This window comes from Neosynechococcus sphagnicola sy1 (assembly GCF_000775285.1).
GTDB classification, from domain to species: domain Bacteria; phylum Cyanobacteriota; class Cyanobacteriia; order Neosynechococcales; family Neosynechococcaceae; genus Neosynechococcus; species Neosynechococcus sphagnicola.
This window is the reverse complement of the sequence record NZ_JJML01000008.1, coordinates 24,596-41,927: the sequence shown is the minus strand read 5'-3', so window position 1 is coordinate 41,927 and position 17,332 is coordinate 24,596. Positions and strand designations below refer to the sequence as shown.

11 protein-coding genes and 3 pseudogenes are annotated in these 17,332 nt (G+C 54.0%); 7 read left to right on the top strand and 7 right to left on the bottom strand.

Going from position 1 to position 17,332, the window contains the following annotated elements; all coding sequences use genetic code 11:
- Positions 1-196 precede the first annotated feature (196 nt).
- Both DO97_RS30750 and DO97_RS04570 read left to right on the top strand, forming a co-directional pair.
- Positions 197-2,534: pseudogene (locus tag DO97_RS30750) on the top strand (AMIN domain-containing protein).
- Between the two features lie 68 nt (positions 2,535-2,602).
- Positions 2,603-4,133 (top strand): annotated as a pseudogene (locus DO97_RS04570) (SagB/ThcOx family dehydrogenase).
- A 16-nt stretch (positions 4,134-4,149) separates the two neighbouring features.
- On the opposite strand, the gene DO97_RS04565 reads toward DO97_RS04570, so the two are convergent.
- Genes DO97_RS04565 through DO97_RS23680 form a run of 3 tightly spaced genes read right to left on the bottom strand, consistent with a single transcriptional unit; the run spans position 4,150 to position 5,815 of the window.
- Positions 4,150-5,394 carry a GAF domain-containing sensor histidine kinase gene (locus DO97_RS04565; protein WP_239651449.1) on the bottom strand — a complete coding sequence of 415 codons (1,245 nt, stop codon included), beginning with the start codon at positions 5,392-5,394 and terminating at the stop codon, positions 4,150-4,152.
- A 52-nt stretch (positions 5,395-5,446) separates the two neighbouring features.
- Positions 5,447-5,635, bottom strand: a complete 189-nt coding sequence (locus tag DO97_RS25880; RefSeq protein WP_239651448.1) for a hypothetical protein — start codon at positions 5,633-5,635, stop codon at positions 5,447-5,449.
- Between the two features lie 21 nt (positions 5,636-5,656).
- Complete coding sequence (locus DO97_RS23680; RefSeq protein WP_156120440.1) at positions 5,657-5,815, bottom strand: hypothetical protein; 159 nt, start codon at positions 5,813-5,815, stop codon at positions 5,657-5,659.
- Positions 5,816-6,460: 645 nt separating this feature from the next.
- On the opposite strand from DO97_RS23680, the pseudogene typA reads away from it, so the two are divergent.
- Together typA and DO97_RS04555 are read left to right on the top strand one after the other, a co-directional pair.
- Positions 6,461-8,252: pseudogene (gene typA, locus DO97_RS04560) on the top strand (translational GTPase TypA).
- A 43-nt stretch (positions 8,253-8,295) separates the two neighbouring features.
- Positions 8,296-9,540, top strand: a complete 1,245-nt coding sequence (locus DO97_RS04555) for a DUF58 domain-containing protein (protein ID WP_052128382.1) — start codon at positions 8,296-8,298, stop codon at positions 9,538-9,540.
- Between the two features lie 10 nt (positions 9,541-9,550).
- On the opposite strand, the gene DO97_RS04550 is transcribed toward DO97_RS04555, so the two are convergent.
- The 3 genes from DO97_RS04550 to DO97_RS04540 form a co-directional block, all read right to left on the bottom strand.
- A complete protein-coding gene (locus DO97_RS04550) occupies positions 9,551-11,047 on the bottom strand; it encodes a phenylacetate--CoA ligase family protein (RefSeq protein WP_036531398.1) in 1,497 nt (498 codons plus the stop codon).
- On the bottom strand, positions 11,047-12,216 hold the full coding sequence (locus DO97_RS04545) for a TolB-like translocation protein (protein WP_036531397.1): 1,170 nt from the start codon (positions 12,214-12,216) through the stop codon (positions 11,047-11,049). Before DO97_RS04545 ends, DO97_RS04550 begins: the two co-directional genes overlap by 1 nt.
- Before the next feature lie 109 nt (positions 12,217-12,325).
- On the bottom strand, positions 12,326-14,314 hold the full coding sequence (locus DO97_RS04540) for an amylo-alpha-1,6-glucosidase (protein WP_204368477.1): 1,989 nt from the start codon (positions 14,312-14,314) through the stop codon (positions 12,326-12,328).
- A 59-nt stretch (positions 14,315-14,373) separates the two neighbouring features.
- Here DO97_RS04540 and DO97_RS04535 point away from each other — a divergent pair, with 59 nt between their 5' ends.
- Positions 14,374-14,682 carry a hypothetical protein gene (locus DO97_RS04535; RefSeq protein WP_036531395.1) on the top strand — a complete coding sequence of 103 codons (309 nt, stop codon included), beginning with the start codon at positions 14,374-14,376 and terminating at the stop codon, positions 14,680-14,682.
- Here DO97_RS04535 and DO97_RS04530 read toward each other — a convergent pair.
- Positions 14,660-15,268 carry a YdeI/OmpD-associated family protein gene (locus DO97_RS04530; protein ID WP_036531394.1) on the bottom strand — a complete coding sequence of 203 codons (609 nt, stop codon included), beginning with the start codon at positions 15,266-15,268 and terminating at the stop codon, positions 14,660-14,662. The genes DO97_RS04535 and DO97_RS04530 overlap by 23 nt on opposite strands.
- A 287-nt stretch (positions 15,269-15,555) precedes the next feature.
- Between DO97_RS04530 and DO97_RS04525 the strand changes: the two genes are divergently transcribed.
- Both DO97_RS04525 and DO97_RS04520 read left to right on the top strand, forming a co-directional pair.
- Positions 15,556-15,984, top strand: a complete 429-nt coding sequence (locus DO97_RS04525) for an Hsp20/alpha crystallin family protein (RefSeq protein WP_036531392.1) — start codon at positions 15,556-15,558, stop codon at positions 15,982-15,984.
- A 299-nt stretch (positions 15,985-16,283) separates the two neighbouring features.
- Positions 16,284-17,285, top strand: a complete 1,002-nt coding sequence (locus DO97_RS04520; RefSeq protein WP_036531391.1) for a DnaJ C-terminal domain-containing protein — start codon at positions 16,284-16,286, stop codon at positions 17,283-17,285.
- The last annotated feature ends 47 nt before the right edge of the window (positions 17,286-17,332 follow it).

Here is a 17,332-nt window from a genome sequence, read left to right as displayed (position 1 = left end):
TGCCCCCTTTAAAGCCCCTGATTGACAGTAACTTACCGTGGCTAAGTGACGACTGGGGCTAGGATTGCATCCGGTTGTAGACTGAGGGAGCAATATTTGTACTCAAGTTGTCATACGAGTTAGGAATTATCTGCTTCAGGGGAGAAGAGTGTGGGTGAGCGAATCGGTGGACTAGGGTGGTCGGGGGGTGGGAGTGATGCTGACATTCCAGACCGCTGGCGTCGCAGCAACAGAGGTAACTGCCATTCAACTTAATCCCACTAACAATGGCATCAGTATTCGCCTTAACCTCCAGGGCGAAAGCCAGGAATCGCCCCAGGTTTCTATGGGTGCCCAGGGAAATCGTTGGATAGCTGACATTACAAATGTGCAGCTACGCCTACCGGGGGACGGCGGATTTCGCCAAGCCAATCCTGCCCCAGGAGTTGCCTCAGTCGCCCTGACACCCCTGACGGCGACCAGTGTCCGCTTAGTGGTCACAGGGGAGGGGGGGAGCCTTACAGGGAAGCCTGACCCAACTCAATAGCACGGGTGTCACCTTTCATCTCCATCCGATGACGGGTGCGTCTGCAGCAGAACCCTCCACGCCTCCCAATCTGGGCAATCCAGCACTGCCAACGGTCACACCTGCCCCTGAATTGCGGCGCAACTCCACGGTGAACCAGAATGGGCCGCCAGTCTTCAGCCCCAAACCCAATGCCTTGCCACCCCTGTTGCCCCGTGCCGTGGCTCCCCCSGTCGGTGACTTGGCAGTCTCTGCTGTGGATGCCACCGCTGTCCCTGTGAATCTCGGAAGCAATGAGCGCATTGCCCGCCTGGTCTTGCGGGACACCCCTGCCAGGGATGTCCTAGCGTTATTGGTGCGGGCTGCCGGATTAAACTTTGCCTATTCTGGGGAAGGGTCAGAAGCCCTTCCGGGTCAGCCGCCGCCCCCCGGTGCTGGTAACCCAGAGGGGCCGAGGATTTCCATTGATATTGAGGATGAGTCGATCCAGAATGGTTTTCAACCACATCTTGCACATCAGTAATCTGGAAGCCAATCGCGTCGGGCGCACGGTTTTTGTGGGGCCAAAGTTGCCCAATCTAGCGCGGGATGTGGTGGTACGGACCCTGCGTCTGAATCAGGTAACCGTGGGGGTCGCCCTCAACTTTCTGGTGGCCATGGGGGCTGAAAGCGCCATCAGTCGAGAACGGCAGGTAACCACCGTCAATGCGTTACCCGTGGGAGCGGCTGTGAACCCAGGGGATAATAATGGCGGCAATATTCCAGGAACCGTCCCCGGAAGCGTCACTTCCACCACGGTGACCGAAACCAAGATTGAGACCCAGCGGATTAGCTACCAGGACTCGCAACCGTTGCTGCGGGGAATGCAGGCCATTGGCGACGAACGCACCAACTCCATTACCCTCATCGGTTCTCCCCGCAACATTGCGATCGCCACCAATCAACTGGTGCAACTCGATACCCGGCGTCGCCAAGTAGTGGTCAACGTCCGGATCGTGGATGTGAACCTCCTGGCGATGAACGATAGCACCAGCAGTTTTTTCCTTCGGTGTCAATGACAGCTTTTTTTGTCAACGATGGCGGCACAGCAGTCCTCAACTTTGGGGGCACCACGCCCCCCACCGCAACCACCACCACCAGCAGTGTGGTCAGCCCCCCTGTGATTGCCAATCCCTATGTCAATGGTCAACCGTTTATATCGCCCTTTGCCTCTGGAACCCTGCCTTCCCAGGGCACGCCACCCCTAGGAGAAGGAGGAAACCCCCTGGCTCCTGGAGTCACCAGTTTCTCTCCCGGATCGACCACCTTTGCCGCTGGCTCCTCGACCCCGATTGTCACTCCCTCCTCCGTCACCTTTGGACTACCTAGCTTTTTCCAATATCCCACGCGATTTCTCTCCCAGTTACAAGCCCAAGTGCAGAGTGGCAATGCCAAGATTCTCACTGACCCGACCCTCACCGTGCAGGAGGGACAGACGGCGGTGGTCAACCTCACCCAGGAAGTCTTCGGCGGCTTCCAAATTCGCCAAGAGACCACCGCAACTGGCTCCATTGGCACCAGTCTGCAAAGTCGGGAACCGATCATCAAACAGGCGGGACTGACCCTGTCCATTAAGGTAGATCGCATTGATGACAATGGCTTTGTTTCTCTTTCGGTTGCCCCCACGGTTTCGGCTCCCTCCGGTTCCCAAATTACTCCGGATGGGGTGATTACCCTGCTCTCCCAGCGCAGCCTCACCTCTGGTCAAATTCGCCTGCGAGATAACCAAACCCTGATCTTGTCTGGAATCATTCAGGAGTCAGATCGGGTCGCGGTCTCCAAAGTGCCGATTCTGGGCGATATTCCCCTCTTGGGAGCCCTGTTTCGGCAAACCAGTAAGACCAACCAGCGACAGGAAGTGATTGTTCTCCTGACACCCCAAGTGGTAGATGATTCCGATCGGGCAACGTTTGGGTATGGTTATACCCCAAGTCCCAATGCGAACCGCATCATCCAGCGCGATCGCGTCCTCAACCCCAGCCGCCCTTAACTGACGCCCCCTTGGCAGTGGCAGTCGTGAACGTGCCAAGATCAAGCCATTGCTGTTACCCCTTTGCTATGCCGGAACTGTCCCTCTCCATTGCCCAGCACTACCACGAACGTACCAAGTACGATCCCCAAACCCTGGCGGCTAAAAGTCAGGGTCTGGATTGGGATCAGCAGCCCAGTCCTTTCAAGGATTACAAGCTCGGAACTCCCATTAATTTAAAGCCCTACCTGACGGATCATCAGGCCGGGGTAGATCGATGACCTGGCCACAGTCTGGTGGCAACGATTATCTCGCCTGTTATTTTGCAGTTATGGTCTGACCGCTCGGATACCAACGATCAGCGGGGAGCCGCTCTACCTGCGGGCAGCCCCCTCTGCGGGAGGACTCTATCCAGCGGAAGTCTATCTGCTCTCCAGGGGCACCCCGCACCTGCCGCCAGGGCTGTATCACTATCAACCGAAAACCCACACCCTGCTTCACTTTTGGGACAGTGAGGTCTGGTCAGGTTTACAAGCGGCTTGTTTTCACCATCCGGCTCTGGAACCCACCCAGTTCGCGATCGCCACGACCGCGATTTTCTACCGTTCTGCATGGCGCTATCAAGACCGAGCCTATCGCCGCATTTGCCTCGACACCGGCCATCTCCTGGGCAATATTGAGTTAGCCAGTGCCATCAATGGTTTTTGTCCCCACTTAATTGCCGGCTTTGCCGATGCTGCCGTGAACCAGCTACTCTATCTGGATGCCGAACAGGAAGGTGTCTTCACAGTTCTAGCCCTCTCAGAGATGCAGCAGCAGCCACCGTCCCAGCCAGCGTTGCCGACGGTACTCCCTTCCGCCACCCAAACCAACTACCCCCTGCTGCCAGAGGGAGCCTTACTCAGCTATCTGCACCAGCAGACTCAGATCAGTCTCGACAGTCTGCCCCGTTGGGGAGAGGGGGACAGCCTCCCAACCCCTGATGACACATACAATTTCCCCTTTTGTCTCAAGGTAGCCATGGCTACCCAGCCCATCCCCTGGGGTGACCACCTCGGTGATCTGGAGCAAACGATCTTGAAGCGGCGATCGACCCGAGCCTATAACGGGTTATCCCTGACCCTAGAAGAGCTTCAATCCCTCCTGGACTTCACCTATCAACCCCAGCACTACCAGGCGCAGGGTCTGAACCCTGAACCAGACTACTGTGACCTGAATTTGATTCAGACCTTTCTTGCCGTCTCTGCGGTTACGGGTTTAGACGCGGGATGCTATTACTACGCGCCCCAGGCTCAGGAACTGCGGCAGATCCGGTTCAAGAACTTCCGCCAAGACCTCTACTACCTGTGTTTAGGGCAAGAACTCGGGCGGGATGCCGGGGTGGTCTTATTTCACACCGCTGATTTGTCCGCCGCAGTGACGCAGTATGGCGATCGTGCCTATCGCTATTTGCATCTAGATGCGGGGCATTTGGGGCAGCGCCTCAATCTGGCCGCGTTGCACTTGGGTTTGGGAGTTAGCGGCATTGGGGGCTTCTTTGATAATCAGGTGAACGAAGTTCTGGGAATTCCCGTGGATGAGGCCGTTCTCTACATCACCACCCTGGGACGACCTCGATAACACCGTCGCCAGCGGCCTAAAAGGCAGCATTGGTCTCTGTTAACTGGGGCAGACTAACCACAAAGCGATACCCAGAGGCCGATGATCCTTGAATTGTGATTGTGCCGCCATGCAGTTCGACAAGATGTCGGCTCAGGGATAGACCCAAGAGTTCTCTTGAGGTTTCCATTTGAGTCATAAGAGATGGGGTGATAGTCATGGGCGTAGCTGCTTCACTGGAGCGAGGCCAATCACCGGACGGCTCCGATAATCTATCTCGCTCGAAGTGGTTCGAGGAGGCGTTCAAGTTCCCCTCTTCCCCCTCCGTTATCTGGCTCCCTAAGAACGGGTAGTAGGGATGTAATTCTGTATAGGGAAAGCCCTCACCTAGCCAAGGGTGGGATGCCCAGACGGCAATATTTAACCCCTGCCCTTTGCGAGAGACATGAATCCGCACACTACTCCCAGAGTTGGCCGATTGAATGACGCTAAAAATCAAGTGGTAGAGAATTTGTCTGACCTTATCTTTGTCGAGTAGCCAGATGCGAGGCCCAGGTTCAATACTGAGGCGAATTTCCTGCTCACGATGACTGGCCGTCTGTTGTAGGGTATTGATCGACTGCTGACAGAGCATTTCAATATCCGTTGCCATCAGGTTCAATATTGGCCCTTGATCATCCAGTTCACTCAAGCTGAGAATCTCGTCTACCAAGGCCACCAGCCCTTGCCCACTTTGATAGATCACGTCCATGTATTCCCGTTGTTTGCTGGTCAGGGGACCATAGATTTCCTGGCGGAGAACGCTGGCCATGCCCATCACGGGGGTCAGGGGGTTACGCAACTCCCGAACCAAATAGGTCAGGAGTTCAAATTTCACTAAACTACAGGGGCACCGATCCGACGATTCCGAGACTGAGGTGGGGTGGGGGATGGCTGGGAGCGGATCTGGATTGGGGGAACTGGCAACCTCATGCAACAGATGGCTGCGCTCAAACTCGCTCATAGACCAGCGACCCATGACTTCCAAGAACGCAATTTCCTGGGTTGTGAACTCTCTGGGTTTGAGATCCATCACTTCCAGGGTGCCCAGGCACTGTCCCGTGGCAGTGATCAGGGGAACTCCCAGATAGGCTCGAATGCCATACTGTTGTACCAACAAACTGCTGGCAAACAGTGGATGGGTAAAGGTATTGTTGATCACCAGAGACTGATGACTATCCACGACATAGGTGCCAAAGGATTCTAGCCGGGGCAGTTGGCGATCGCTGGCCAATTGGTTCATGAGGCCTACCCGAGACAATCCCACGGTTGACTTAAAGCAATGGGCATGTTGACTAAAAAAACCCCAAGATACAGATGGGAACGTTGAGGACATGGGCTGCTGTCTGCGTTGCTTCCTCGAAAATTGTCACACTACCAGCTTCCAGCAGCCCCAATTTGAGGAGGGCATGGGTTCTTTGCTGCTCCCGTGCAGTGGGGGTCAACCCATCCAAGCGGCAGAAGAGTCCATTCTCAGGATTCATGATCACAACCTTTATCCCCACTTAAGTAATGCTGCCACTGGGTTTCTGCATTGGAAGTTTGCCCAAAACCTGTTGGAGGATGCCTAAAAAGGCAATTGCGAGGCTGATCCATGATTTCAAGGTGAGGCGGCTTCGCTGACAGGGGGCTTGCTGCACCTGGAAAATATACGGCTTAGCCATCTTCCCAGACCACCTTCGGTGTTTTCTTCGCAAAAGACTTCACGTAACAACGACCCATCAAACTTTAGCGTTCCCCCTTATCAGACTCAGCAAACACAGTCACGAGAGTCTTTTAAGCGGTGCTCAGGGTTTTTGCTGGTTTTAGACGCATCACTTCATGTTTGAACGAATCTACCAGTTTTTTGAGATTAATTCTCAACCACAGAGCTTGAATCTCAATTGTGTCCAGTTTAGCGGCTCAACACGCCCCACGCTCCGTCTTTTTGTCGGCAGGACTTCACAGGGGCTTGATGCCACCCAGGAAGAGCCATATCGGGGATATTACCGAAGGCTACGGAGGCGCTAGGTATGTCCGGCTCAGATTTCTGCCGCGGCAGCTAGTACACTGTCAACCTTGAGTTGATGGCTAAAGAAGTTTACGGAGGGGTATTTTTTGAGGGGTTTTCAACCCCTCAAAAAATACTTGACAGACCCCTAGGCTCGGCAGTTCCGTAGCTGAACCATGGATTTTTCTGTAAAACCTTAACGGATGACCCGTAGGAATACGTTAGAATTATTGAGGTTTCTTTACCAGAATTTCGTCCTCTAGGTTGAGGAAAAATGGTTAAGAAATAGTTGCCTATCCCCCTTACTCCAGTAGGTTTTATGACACTTCCCATTCGCAATGTTGCCATCATTGCCCACGTCGATCACGGCAAAACTACCTTGGTCGATGCCCTCTTGAAACAGTCTGGCGCATTTCGAGACGGTGAAGACGTGCCGGATTGTGTCATGGACTCCAATACCCTGGAGCGGGAGCGAGGCATTACGATTCTGTCTAAGAATACAGCCGTTCACTACAAAAATGTGCTGATTAACATTGTCGATACCCCAGGTCACGCCGATTTCGGTGGGGAAGTCGAGCGGGTATTGGGCATGGTCGAAGGTTGTTTACTGATTGTGGATGCCAATGAAGGGCCAATGCCCCAGACACGCTTTGTGCTGAAGAAGGCTCTGGAAAAAGGGTTGCGTCCGATCCTGGTAGTAAACAAAATTGATCGACCCCAGGCCGATCCCCACCGTGCCATTGATAAAGTTCTGGATCTGTTCCTGGAGCTGGGAGCTGATGATGCTCAATGCGAATTCCCTTACCTGTTTGCCTCAGGTTTGGCAGGGTTTGCCAAAGACGGCTTAGAGGATGAAAGTGTGGACATGCAGCCCCTCTTTGAAGCGGTTCTCCGCCATGTTCCCCCACCCATCGGAGATCTCAACAAGCCACTGCAACTCCAGGTAACCACGCTGGACTACTCCGACTACCTGGGTCGAATTGTCATTGGCAAAATCCACAATGGCAAGATTCAAATGGGGCAACAGGCCGCCTTGGTAAAAGAGACGGGGGAAATCGTTAAGGGCAAGATTACCAAGCTCATGGGCTTTGAAGGCTTGAAGCGGGTGGATCTAGAAACCGCCTCCGCTGGCAATATTGTAGCGGTGGCTGGATTTGCTGATGCCAATATCGGCGAAACCGTGACCTGTCCCAACGAACCCCAAGCCCTGCCTCTGATTAAGGTGGATGAGCCGACCTTGCAGATGACCTTTTCGGTCAATGACTCCCCCTTTGCAGGTCAAGAGGGCACCTTTGTCACCTCCCGACAATTGCGCGATCGCCTACAGCGAGAATTGGAAACCAATGTGGCGCTGCGGGTGGAAGAGACCGACTCCCCTGACAAGTTTCAGGTTTCTGGGCGGGGTGAGTTGCACCTAGGGATCTTGATTGAGACCATGCGGCGGGAAGGATATGAATTTCAAGTGTCCCAACCCCAGGTGATCTATCGGGAAGTCAAAGGTCAGCCCTGTGAACCTTACGAGTATCTGGTACTCGATATTCCCGAAGAAAGCGTCGGCAGCTGTATTGAACGGCTGGGGCAGCGGCGGGGGGAAATGCAAGATATGCGCATCGGAGCCAGTGGTCGTTCCCAGCTGGAGTTTGTGATCCCGGCTCGGGGGTTGGTGGGTGTCCGGGGTGAGTTTATGCGCCTGACCCGGGGCGAAGGGATTCTCAACCATAGTTTTCTCGATTACCGTCCCCTTGGCGGTGACATTGAAGCCCGTCGCAACGGGGTGCTGATTTCCTTTGAAGAGGGGGTTTGCCACCTTCTATGCGATGAAGAACGCCGAAGATCGGGGAGCATTTTTCATTACCCCAGGAGTACGGGTTTATAAAGGGATGATTGTAGGCGAACATAATCGCTCCCAAGATCTGGAACTGAATGTTTGTAAAACGAAGCAATTGACCAACCATCGGGCTTCGGGAGGGGAAGAACTGGTGCAGTTGCAAGCCCCGATTGATATGAGTCTGGAGCGAGCCCTGGAGTACATTGGTCCCGATGAACTGGTGGAAGTCACCCCCCAATCGATTCGCTTACGGAAGGTGGCAAAGAAGTTGGTGAAGCGTTGAATCCGCGGCGGCTCCTGAGTTTCCAGTCGGGGATCGGATTGCCATGAAGCTAGCAGCATCCATCGCGGAGTGGCTAGAAACCCATTGGGCCAACCCTGCCTACAGCGGTTGGCTACTGTTGAGTCTGGCGATCTTTTTCTTTGGTGCTGCTACGAACACCTTGGCGGGGTGGCTGTACGTGTTAAGTGGGGTGATCGTGGGTCTGTTGGTTCTGGGTGCTATCCTGCCCCTGCGGACGCTCCGAGCCTTACGCATCCAGCGATCGCCCATCGCCCCCGTCAGTGCTGGAGAAGACCTGACCCTGGAAGTCACCCTCCACAACCCCACCGCCCATCCCAAAACCTTATTCCAGGTGCAAGATCGGCTGCCCTATGTCCTGGGTGCACCGGCTCAAACCGTCTTGGAGGTGCTTGCTCCCCAGGGACAATACGCTTGGCGATATTGCCAACCCACCAGCCGAAGAGGTATCTACCGTTGGCAAACCCTGGAACTCCGAACCGGCTCTCCCCTGGGTTTGTTCTGGTGTCGGCGTTCCCAGGCAGTCCCAGCCATGGCGGTGGTCTACCCCACGGTGTTGACCTTGACCCACTGTCCCTTGGTGGACGAGCTGGGTCAGGATATCAGTCCCCAGTTTTTTAGCCGCGATCGCCGCTCTGAAACAACAACGGAAGGGATTACCCGTTCCCTGCGTCCCTACCGCTGGGGAGACTCCACCCGGCTGATTCATTGGCGCAGTAGTGCCCGCAAAGGGGAGTTGCAAGTGCGAGAACTGGAAGTATTTACCGGGGGACAAGAACTGGTCATTGGTTTGGATAGTACTGCTACCTGGGAGGCCGAGGCCTTTGAACAGGCGGTGGTTGCAGCGGCCTCTCTCTATTTCTATGCCCATCGCCACAACTTACAGACCCAACTCTGGACCGCTAGTACGGGTCTGGTGGCGGGCAATCGCCCGGTTCTGGAAGCCCTGGCAGCTGTGAATTCCCAAGAAACTAGCAGCGGGTCAGCTCTGCCCCGATTCCCCCTGGTATGGCTGACCCCAACGACCCTTCAGCTGGCAACCTTGCCTTCTGGGAGTCGGTGGGTGCTGTGGTCAGCTGCTGCTCAGCCCTCACCATCCCCTGCCAAAATAGATTCAGAGGTGCCTGCGGCGATTAACCCCCATTACCCAGGATTGATCATCAGACCCGATCAGTCCCTCCAGATTCAGTTGCAAGCCCCGCTACACCGCACAGACTATTCCTCTGCCAACCTTAGCACCCCGGAACAAGACAAGCCAGGGCAGGCGTGAGATGGCGATCTTAAGCTCGTGTATAGCGATGCTTGACCCCTGCCGGGAAATACTCTGGGTCTCCCAGGGCGGTTAAGGTGATCTGGGGCATCTGGTAGGGGACTGGTACGTAGTTGGCAAATTCGCTGTTCAACCGTTGCAATTGGCTACAAATGGAGACCGCGATCGCCTGCTGTTTCTCAGGAGAAGCCGTCACCCCCGGTGCCAACTCGACCACGACGGATAGCCAGGGATTGTGATCCTGATCCGCCCGGATCTGCATCACAAATTTCCCCGTCACCCAGTCTTGAATCGGCGGTTGCTCCAAACCTACGGTGACATTCTCTGGATAAAGATTGGCACCAAAGTAAGAGATGGCAAAGTGCGATCGCCCAAAAACATAGACAAAGGGCAGGGGATGGATGCCCCGATCCCCCTGTAAGACTGTCCGAGGATCAAACCCCCACTGACTCAGTTGTTGCAGCATTGTCTCAAAGGCAATCACTCCACCGTGATCAGCGATGTGATAGCGCACCAGGGGAATGCCATTGTCGCCAGAAAACAACAGGCTGCCGTCCTGGACCTCAAAGAAGCGGCTGAGGGGGTCATACTGCACCAGGGTGGGCAAGCGAGCCTCCCCAAACAGAGTGTGAGCTAGATCAGGACGGCGGGCTAAAAAGCGCCGGATACAGATACTCAGGGGGGTTTCGTTGCCTAACACCCCGGCATCCGCGGTGCCATAGAGGGAGGCACTGTCATTACAGGGCTGCAGGGAACCCAGGCGATCGCCCACTAAAGTGCGCCACTCTTCACTAAAGACTTCCCCGGCAAACACCAACTTCACTGCGTACTGCGACCAAGGCACTCCCTGGGCCAGTCCCGTATCAATTACGTCCTTGAGAAACGGTGGATAGCCCAATAGCACCACCTGCTCAAAGGCGGGAGCCAGAGCCTGCACCACTCGCAGGATTTCTGTTTTGTTGCTACCAGGAGTAATCACTGTCAGGGGATATCCTTTACTAGCGAGGTAGCGACAGCAATTGGTCGTAAACATGCCCCCCACCCAGGTTCCCAAGGTAAAACACACCACCGCCAAGGTGCGTCGGGTATCTGCTTGAAAGCTATCGTGGAAAATTTGCTCAAAGCGAGGGGCAATCTGCAACTCATCGGCGACAAAGCGGGGCCAAAAGGTCGGTTGTCCCGTGGAGCCAGAGGAGACGGCAATGAAATCACAGCTAGAGAGCTGACCATGATAGCAAAGCTCAGCTAGGGAATAGCGCTGGAGATAGTTTTGCTTGGTAATCAGTGGCAATTGTTGGAAGTCAGCCCAGGTTTGAATCGTCGCAGGCTGCACCCCCTGCTGCCGCAAAAAATCATGGTAGGCTGGAACCTCTGCTGCCACTCGTTGGTAGAGCTGGAGGACAGCCTGCTCTGGATCCTGTTGTTGGCAAACCTGGAGTTGTGCCGTCAACGGAGTGTTGAGGAACTGTTCCAGAGCCGTGAGCGATCGCTGCTGCTGACTCAGCATTAGAGAATGGTTACCTGTTCAATCAAATGATCAACCACCAAGCGCTCCGCCACCCCGCTGGGAGGCAAGCAATAAACAGCACTGCCGTTGGCGTAGACCAGGGTGCCATCCGCTGCTAGATCAAAGGCTAGCACCCCTTCGCTGAGAACTTCAGGTTGCTGTGCTGGTCGTTGCCGCACCAGTTGCCAAGAACGGGGAACTAAGGCCGGAGCATCGGCTTCCCCAAAGCGATTGCGGCGGGCTGCCTGTTCCGCATCAATTAAATTCCCCCACACCATCATCTGTTTCACATCCATGGGCTGGGGCTGGCCAGCGGTCATTAAAGGCTTACCCGTGTAGCGCAGGGTAAAGAAATTGATCCACTGAAAGATAGCATACAAAAACCACAGGGGCATCATCACAATATCGAGGAGTGTCCGCAGCAAGCCGGAGCGCCGATGCAGCGGACGGTATGGGCGACGAATATAGTACAGGGTGCCATCGGAGGTTAGCTGTGGCCCCAGGAGATCAAACTGTGGGTCTGCGAGCAAAGTGGTGATCTGCTGACGGTCTAGATCGAGTTTTTCAATGGTGAAGGGGGCTTGATCCCGAATATAGCCATTGCGATCGCGCCCAATTCCAGCGGATTGATAGACCAGCACCCGTGCCGCACCGGCAACCCAATGGGGGGCTAGATCCACCGAATCTCCTTCAGTAATCTCAAAAGGTCGGGAACCCTGAATTGGCATTGTGGCAATATTCACCGCTCCCGTGCGATGGCTAATCGCACAGGCGAGCAAGGGCTGCTGACTATGTAAATCCAGGTGTCGTACCGTAAAGTCAGAGGTGTGGAAAAGACGCTGCTCACTGAGGCTGGCCTGATCCAGAGAGAAAATTCCCCCCACCTCACCCGCTTCTAAGGCGTAAAACAATTTGCCTTCAGCGCTTCGACAGAGATTTGTAAAGGCCACTTGGGGAGTGGCGTCCTCTGTTTGATTGAGTTTTCGCAGCCCCCGTGTGGAGACAAAACTTTCAATCAGTCCCTGACTTTTCCAGGCGTTGCGACGCTGACTTTGGAGAACTCGTTCCTGTAAAGCTCGCCCAAATTCACTGTCAATCACCTGAACGGGGGTGCCATTAACCTTTAAGTGGAGCTTGCCACGGGCGATGTAGGCAATGTTCAACGACATTGGCAGACTGCCTTATGCATCCAGAATTTTCAGCTCATCGTACCATTCACCGCTAAACTCTGCTCAGGCTGATGGGGCAACTCTGCATCGTTGCCTGCCTTCTTGTCCCCTATCCCTTTGGGGTTAGTTGTGATGCCGTCAGTCGCCAAGCTCTAAGAACTTCCGCGACCGTCCAGGCTTGGGCAATACAGCCCCGAGGCCGCAGGGGAACATCGCCATCAAAAATCTCGCTGAGGCTGCCGATACCATGGCTCCAGAGCTGATTTGCCATCGGTTCCAGGAAGGTACGAGCTAGGAACGGATCTGCATAGACCTTGAGGTGGGCTTGGACAAAGGGACCGAGTAACCATCCCCAAACGGTTCCCTGGTGGTATGCAGCATCCCTTTGCTGGGAATTGCCTTGGTAAACGCCTTGATATTGGGGTTCGTTAGCAGCCAGCGATCGCAATCCGTGGGAGGTGAGTAAGGTTTGTCCACACACGTCCACCACTTGGCGTTGTTGGTTAACCGTCAGGGGACTTTCCAGGGCGACGGCCAAAATTTGATTGGGGCGCAGAGCCGGATCATGTCCCGTGGAACCATCCAAGACATCATAACAGTACTGGGTAGTGGGATTCCAGAAGCGGCCAAAACCAGTCAGAGCGCGATCGCCCAACTGCTGATAGCGATCGCCAGGTAGACCGAGTTCCTGAGCAAAAGCCTCCATGGTGCGCAGAGCGTTGTACCAGAGGGCATTAATTTCGATGGGTTTACCCATCCGGGGTGTCACCACCCACTCCCCCACCTTGGCATCCATCCAGGTTAACTGCACCCCAGGCTCTCCGGCGTAGAGCAACCCATCTGTAGGATCAAGCTGGATATGATAGCGAGTGCCCTGACAATGCCAATCCACGATCTCAGCTAACACCGGGAATAGCTCCTGGAGCAGTTGCTGATCGTGAGTGGCCTGGTGATAGGCTCGAATCGCTTCAAAGTACCAGAGGGTAGCATCCACCGTGTTGTACTCCGGAACCTCCCCAGCATCAGGGAAGCGATTTGGCAACATCCCTTGATCGACATATTGGGCAAAGGTACGCAGAATGGAGCGGGCTACCACCGGACGTCCGGTGGTCAGGGTTAAACCGGTCAGGCTAATCATCGTATCCCTCCCCCAATCTCCAAACCAGTGATATCCTGCAATCACAGATTGACCCTCCGAGCGATCGGGCTGGGGACGGCTGACAATAAATTGATCCGCAGCCAGCACCAACTGATTCACCCACTCAGAGGCTGTGATTCCGCCCAAAGTTTGGTGCCAGCGGTTCAGCAACCCTTGTTCATAAGCTTGCTGCGCTTTCAGCATCGCTGACCCGTCCAAGGAAGGTTGGGACTGGGTGCTGGCAACCACCGTGACCACATCACCGGGATGGAGGGTCACTTGAAAGGTCGCGGCATGCAGGTGATCTTCCTGGGCATCTAGCCCCCGCTGCCTCTCCATGACCCGATCATAGTTGCGATACCAGGTATGGGCAGGGGTCACCTCAGCCTCAGCACTCAGCAGGTACAGGGGAGCCGCCCCTGGAAATGCGATGATCTGCTGCCCTTGAGGCACTGGATTCACCGCCATGTGCCAGGTGTCTCCATGGGTACTGCCGTGGTAGTCACGGTAGTTCACCATCGCCTTGAGGGTGAGATGAAGCGGCTGAGTCCCACGGCGAAGTTGGTAGTGAATATAGGTGGTGTTTGCACCCTGCTGCATCCAGATGCGTTTTTCTAGCAGGGCATCGGCACAGGCAAGGTGCCACACAGGAATCGTGCCTTCGAGGAAGAAGCGCTCGATCTGGCGATAACCGTCGGGACTGATACCCCCACCTGCCCAGCGATTGGTTGATAGGGGATAGCACTGCTCCCCATACTGGGCGGTTTCATCGAGTTGGGAGAGTAGCAGCGTCCGCCCCAAGGGAGGGGTGAGGGCTGCCATTAATAACCCGTGATAGCGACGGGTGAGCAAACCAGCAATGGTTCCAGACGCGAAGCCCCCAATGCCATTGGTAACCAGCCACTCTCGGGTTTCGGCAATACCCAGTTCACCACAAATCTCTCGCCCAAAACTGACCAAAACTGCCCCCTGTATCGATCGCTACGAGGTTAGATGCGTTACTATGTTAGTCCTGCGCGGTGGATGTTCTGCTTACCCTGCCAAGGGAAATAGGCTATCAGCTAATAGAGGCAGCCATCCCCTACCGACCGGAATGGCTCATTCAAACAGTCCGTCGTCAAGCGGAAGATATTATGGATCGCGGTAAAGCCGTGGCTTATCAGACCGCCGTAGAATGGTTGCGTCAAGCGCGGACAGCCTATATGCGGACAGCCTATATTCAGTCTGGGCAGCAAGCTGAATGGCAGTGTTATCGCGCCCAGTTGATGTCTACCCATGGCCGCAAATACAAACTGATGGGATTGATCAAGGCAGGGAATTTAGAGTAGCCCGACGCTCCAGAGGATTTTTGTTTTGAGCTGCTGATTTTACAGTTTGGTCAATTCTTTTAAACCTTGTCTCTGGACGTTTGGCACTATCAATCCAAAAAAGAATATGTTTCTTGGTTGAATTATTGAATGCCTCAAAATTCTTTTTAGCTGTTCCATCTGTTTCGAGAGCTTGCGTTAAATCTGTTGGCATGATTAATGCTTCAATCGCATCTAACGCAGTCCAGGAACCATCTTGTTTAGCGGTGTTAATTTTTTCAATGCCTGCTTCAGTCATTAAACCTTGCTCAATCAGTTGTTCTATATATTGTTTATTTAACTTTGACCATACACTTTTAGGTTTTCTAGGTGTAAAGATTTGCTGATATCGTTCTTGATCCAATGTTTTAACCTTACTGTCAATCCAGCCAAAGCATAAGGCTTCCATAACTGCTTCACTGTATTGAACACTGGGTTTACCACTTTTGACTTTGTAATAAATTAACCAGATGCCAGGGGAGATCAGATGATGCTCTGCCAACCATTCTCGCCATAGGTTGCGATCGCTGGCATAAACAGTTTCTATCTGGTCATCAAATTTCGGCATCACAGAAGGTGGTAAACGGTTTTCAAGTTAAATTCCAGAATTTCCAAGCATTCGGATGCAGTCCCCACCGACTCGTAAACATTCCCAACCCCATCATCACCATTCCCTAAACAGGCTAGCAGGGAGCATAGAGGTTGAGGATTGAGCCAAGGGGTACGGGAATCGCCCCCATTTACGTGTGCAGGAACCGAACCACCTGGATCCCAGGGCGCTGTTAGCCTAAAAGTGTGCTCAGATCTCATTCCCCATGATACTGGGCACGGTAGATTTCAAGGAGATCAGAGAGTATGGCACTGATTCGTTGGCAACCCTTCCGTGAAGTCGAAACCCTGCAACGGGAGATGAATCGTCTATTTGACACCCTCGCCCCTGGTACGGATGGCATTACCTTTGCCCCCTCCGCTGAGATTGAAGATACGCCAGAAGCACTTCATCTGAGCTTAGAGGTACCGGGGATGGAAACCAAAGATCTAGACATCCAAGTCAGCGCTGACACGGTTTCTGTCAGTGGCGAACGCAAGTCTGAAAGCCGGACCGAAGAAAACGGACTCTTCCGCACGGAGTTCCGGTACGGTCGCTTCCAACGGGTAATTCCACTGCCAGCACGGGTGCAAAATACTGCTGTTGAAGCTGAATACAAGGATGGCATCCTGCGACTGACCCTGCCGAAAGCAGAGGAAGATCGAAACAAAGTGGTGAAAGTAGCGGTGTCTTAGCACCGATCAACTGGCTGTGAGGCTAGACTAACAGCCGCTCATAGAGGAGATATAGCCATTGCCACAAACTTTTTTGTGGCAATGGCGTGTCAGGCAGTTTCCCAGAATCGGGGTCAGACAGTCTGATTCGGGTTCTAATCTGTCTGACCAGCGCTACTATATATCGCCTTGAGGCTGCGGCGGCTCAAGGGAGAAAGTTCAGGGTAGGATAGTTTATTGACAAAGTTCTTGCTCTGAATGATTTTTCCCAGAATCTTTATTTAAACTTTTTATAGAGTTAAGGAACGAATCGACGCACAATGGCTGCAACTGACTTCAAGGATTACTATGCCATTTTGGGTGTCGGTAAGACCGCCCATATGGATGAAATCAAACAAGCGTATCGGCGGCTGGCACGCAAGTATCATCCTGATATGAATCCGGGAGATCAGGAAGCTGAGACCCAATTTAAAACAGTTAATGAAGCCTACGAAGTCCTTTCCGATCCAGAAAAGCGACAAAAGTACGATCAATTTGGGCGCTACTGGAAGCAAGCGGATCAGGGGGGAACCCCTTGGTCGTCCCAGCCAGGAGCGGGGGTGGATTTTGAGAATCTGGAGTTTGGTCAGTATGCCAACTTCGACGAGTTCATCAATCAGTTATTAGGGCGCTTTGGAAGTCCCGGCCCCAGCCCTGGTCAACGGAGTCACGCCTACCGCACTCCGCAGCCTACGGGTTCAGGGTTTGGGGGCTTCTCTGGGTATGAAGATCGCATGGGCATCTCGGTGCTGGATCGGGAAGCCTCCCTGGCCCTTAGCCTCGCGGAAGCCTTTCATGGGGTGCAAAAGCGCCTAGATTTGGGTAATGAGAGTATTGAAGTTCGCATTCCCCCCGGAGCCAAACCGGGAAGTCGAATTCGAGTGCGTGGCAAGGGCGCATCAGATCCATACACTCATCAACGCGGAGATTTATACCTGATGGTGCAGATTCAGCCCCATGCCTTTTTCCAATTTGAGGCTGACACCCTGGTTTGTGAAGTCCCCATTACCCCTGACGAAGCCGTCTTGGGCGCGCAAGTGGAGATCCCAACGCCAGATGGCATAGTGAAAATGCAGGTTCCAGCCGGAATTCGTTCGGGTCAATCTCTGCGGTTACGCGGGAAGGGCTGGCCGCGTCCCAAAGATGGACGGGGAGATCAACTGGTACGGATTGTGATTCTGGCTCCCAAGGAATTAAGTTCTGTTGAACGAGTAGCCTACGAAACCATCCAGGCGAATCGCACCTTTCACCCTCGGACTCATCTGAAACAGATCCACCTTTGATTGCTAGGATGGGGGCGATCGCAATCCCCCTCATGAACCCTTGAGTA